This is a genomic window from Methylobacterium sp. J-001, assembly GCF_022829565.1.
GTDB lineage: Bacteria > Pseudomonadota > Alphaproteobacteria > Rhizobiales > Beijerinckiaceae > Methylobacterium.
The window spans coordinates 1-2857 of record NZ_JAKSYN010000156.1; the positions used below are offsets into that span (position 1 = coordinate 1).

Here is a 2857-nt window from a genome sequence, read left to right on the forward strand (position 1 = left end):
CGACCTGTTGGGCCCCTATCCAGGGGCGGAGTACCATGTGTGCCCGCGAGTGGAGGCGCCAGAGCGAGGCGGCCGCCCCAAACACCCTGCTGTCCGAGCCGGCGCTCTTGTCGCGGGCCTAGGTGGGTGAAAGGGCGTCGAAGCTTCACCCCTCTCGGAATCGGGTGAAGTGCGTTGAGATATGTGCGGAATTGTGCTTCGACGCGGGGGCGCCCGGTGGGGGCCGGGGTGGGGGGTCGCCGCCGCTAGCCCGTCGCCATGGGCGAAGGCGGTGTAGAGACGGCTGCGGGAGACGCACAACGCCCGGTACAGGGCGTCGGGTGTGAATCGGCTTCGAAGCATGACCCCGGCAAAAACTTAGCTAACTCTCTCTTCAAAATGCGAAAATCGAGATAGAGGCGGGGTCACGATCGGCGCCGACCGTGACCCCGCCTCGAAGTAAAATTCAGCACATATCTCAACGCATTTAACCCGATTCCGAGAGGGGTGAAGCTTCGACGCCTATTCACACCCATAGGCGCGCTACAGCAGCGCCGTCACGGACGGCAGGGTGATTCGGTCGGCCGCTTCGATGGCGCGCCTCAACTCGTCGGCAAACATGGTCCTCGGCCCCGTGAAAGGGCCGCAACAGGTTGTTCCGGGCCGCCGCAGGGGCGTCCGGTCCACAAGGCAAAGCTTCATCGTCGCGGGAATTGGCGTTCCCACTTGACGCCCGGGGGCGTCTCATGGCTTGTGGGGATTGGAAACCGGCCACCACAGGCCACTTAGATTTTCGACGGGCTCCTCGTTTGGCGACGGGGGGCCCGTTGGCTTTTCAAGGGGCGACTTGCGGCGGCGGTGTCTCCTGATGGTGCCGGCGACTCGCACAGAGCACGGCTAGCCGGACATGGCATGTCGGCCGGACGACACGGTTAAGTCAATGTCAGGGAATAATCAGCGCTACCATGCACGGTAGACTCCCGACCGTCGCCGACCTGCGTAGGTCCGGCCGCATCAGCAGCCACGAGATCGTCGCGGCAATCGACCTGTACATGCGGGACCCTGCAGCCGGGCCCTATCGCTTCACCAGCGGTCACAGCCTCGACGTCGCCGCGCTCGTCGCCTCGACGGTTAGCCCTGCGGAGGTCGCGAACCGAGCCGGTCCGCAGGAGAAGACGTTCCGGAACGCGGTCGCGACCGTCGTCATGACGGCGCGTCCGACAGCGCCGTGACCCATCGGCCGCTCGAACCATCCCCGATCTAATGGAGGCAGGGGAGCAACCGACATCACCCCCGCGAGCCGATACGCAACGCAGCTCGTCACCGAGAATGCCCCGAGGCGGCTGCGAGCCGGTGAACGACTCGGTCTTTCGCACTAAGAATTATCTCCGTATACTAAGGGCACAACCCGCCTGGGAACGCTTGTTAGCCAGGAGGAACCCTCGATGCAGTGGTTCTAGCTATTCGCGGTCATGGCTGTCGTCGGGGCTGGGGCGCTCGTATTAGGGACGGGAGTGATTGAGATTGGTGGGGTGACCCACCCCTCGAACTGGCACGCGAAGTGAGCGCTCGGCTGACCGACCAGTAAGAGCGCGTTGCTGCTGGCTCAGCGCAGAAGTCCGGCGCGCGCCGATGGAGATCTTTGGTGGCCTTGGTGGCGATCAGCCGACCTTCGATCTCATCGAGCAGCAAGAAAGCGAGATCGCCCAGAAGGCTGGTCGAGCGCCGCAAGCGATCCAGAGCCTCTCGCGAACGGACAAACCGGAGCCGAAGCCCCCTCGGAAATAGCACGTGATCTTCCTACCTCTTGGCGACGTGCCTCGGCTTCTAGAGCCCGTCAACGACACTAGCCGTGAGTACGCGTGTCGGCCGGCTTCGGCGGCGCGGGTGACTGTGCTGACAGCGCTTGTCGAACCTTAGCAACGTGCACAGGCTCGGGGGCATCGAGCAGCTTGCTAATCGCCTTATGAGCCGTAAGCCACTGCAGAACAGCCTGCGCAAGATCGAACCCGGCGATGCCAAAGCCATACAGATCAACCCGCCGATTGGCCGCCTTCATGCGACGGTTGTGCCATTGAACTTGCACTATCAGGATCAGAAATCGCGCGGTATCGAGCCTCGATAGGCGTCGAAGTGCAGCCAAACGCGGCGATTTGATTGGAATGGCAGTCGACATCAACGCACCTTGACGAGGTCAAGAAGCGCTACGCCGGCAGCTGCTAGGACGTTCCCACGGCCGCTTCAGCGCAGGGCCTCTAACTCGATCGCGGTCGAGGCTGCCTCGGGCACCTGCGTCAAAATCAGGGTTCCAATCGCCTCGATGGTGCGGCGCAAGCCGATGGCGATCGGTGAGACGAACAGCCTAAGCGGCACAAACAGCGGTTGTGGGTGGAAGTATTGGTGTCGGTCGTTCTGGCCGCCCAATCAGGTAGCCCTGCACCGCGTCACAGCCGAGCTTCCTGAGTAGGTCGAGCTGGCCCGCGTCTTCGACGCCCTCGGCGAGGGTTGGGATGCTCATGTCGCGCCCCATCTGCGTGATCGCCTTAAGGACGGCCATGGAATGCTTGTCCGTCAGCGCGGCGGCAACGAAGCTGCGATCGATCTTGATGCGGTCCAAGGGCAAGTTGCGCAGATGAGCCAGGGATGAGTACCCGGTCCCGAAATCATCCATCGCGATCTTGATGCCGAGTTGACGCAAGGCCGACAGGGTATGGGCGATCTGCTGACCGTCTTCGACTAGAGCTGTTGTCGTTTAGGTTGGGTCATAAGCGTCGTATCCGGCGGCGGCGATGTAGTTGCGGCATTCCGCTGGAGTGAAGGCTGCGAAGGCCCGGGCGATGGCTGCCCAAAGGTCTGGGACGGTTCGGGCAGCGGCGGT

The 2857-nt window shown here is 62.9% G+C and carries 2 protein-coding genes and 2 pseudogenes; 1 reads left to right on the forward strand and 3 read right to left on the reverse strand.

All coding sequences use genetic code 11. The annotated features are described in order from the left end of the window. Positions 1–944: 944 nt before the first annotated feature. Positions 945–1211 (forward strand): hypothetical protein, encoded by a 267-nt coding sequence (locus tag MKK65_RS19890; protein ID WP_243959899.1) that lies wholly within the window; start codon positions 945–947, stop codon positions 1209–1211. Between the two features lie 614 nt (positions 1212–1825). On the opposite strand, the gene MKK65_RS19895 is transcribed toward MKK65_RS19890, so the two are convergent. From MKK65_RS19895 to MKK65_RS19905, 3 genes and pseudogenes are all read right to left on the reverse strand, one after another. Beyond that, a complete protein-coding gene (locus MKK65_RS19895; RefSeq protein ID WP_243959900.1) occupies positions 1826–2155 on the reverse strand; it encodes a hypothetical protein in 330 nt (109 codons plus the stop codon). Positions 2156–2341: 186 nt separating this feature from the next. Further along, positions 2342–2710, reverse strand: a pseudogene (locus MKK65_RS19900) (EAL domain-containing protein); the annotation flags it as partial. 21 nt (positions 2711–2731) lie between these two features. Continuing rightward, a pseudogene (locus MKK65_RS19905) lies at positions 2732–2857 on the reverse strand (IS630 family transposase); the annotation flags it as partial.

Bases quoted from the DNA above. Each gene is read 5' to 3' on its own strand.
- MKK65_RS19895 (WP_243959900.1), bottom strand. From the start codon at position 2,155: ATGTCGACTGCCATTCCAATCAAATCGCCGCGTTTGGCTGCACTTCGA.
- MKK65_RS19890 (WP_243959899.1), top strand. From the start codon at position 945: ATGCACGGTAGACTCCCGACCGTCGCCGACCTGCGTAGGTCCGGCCGC.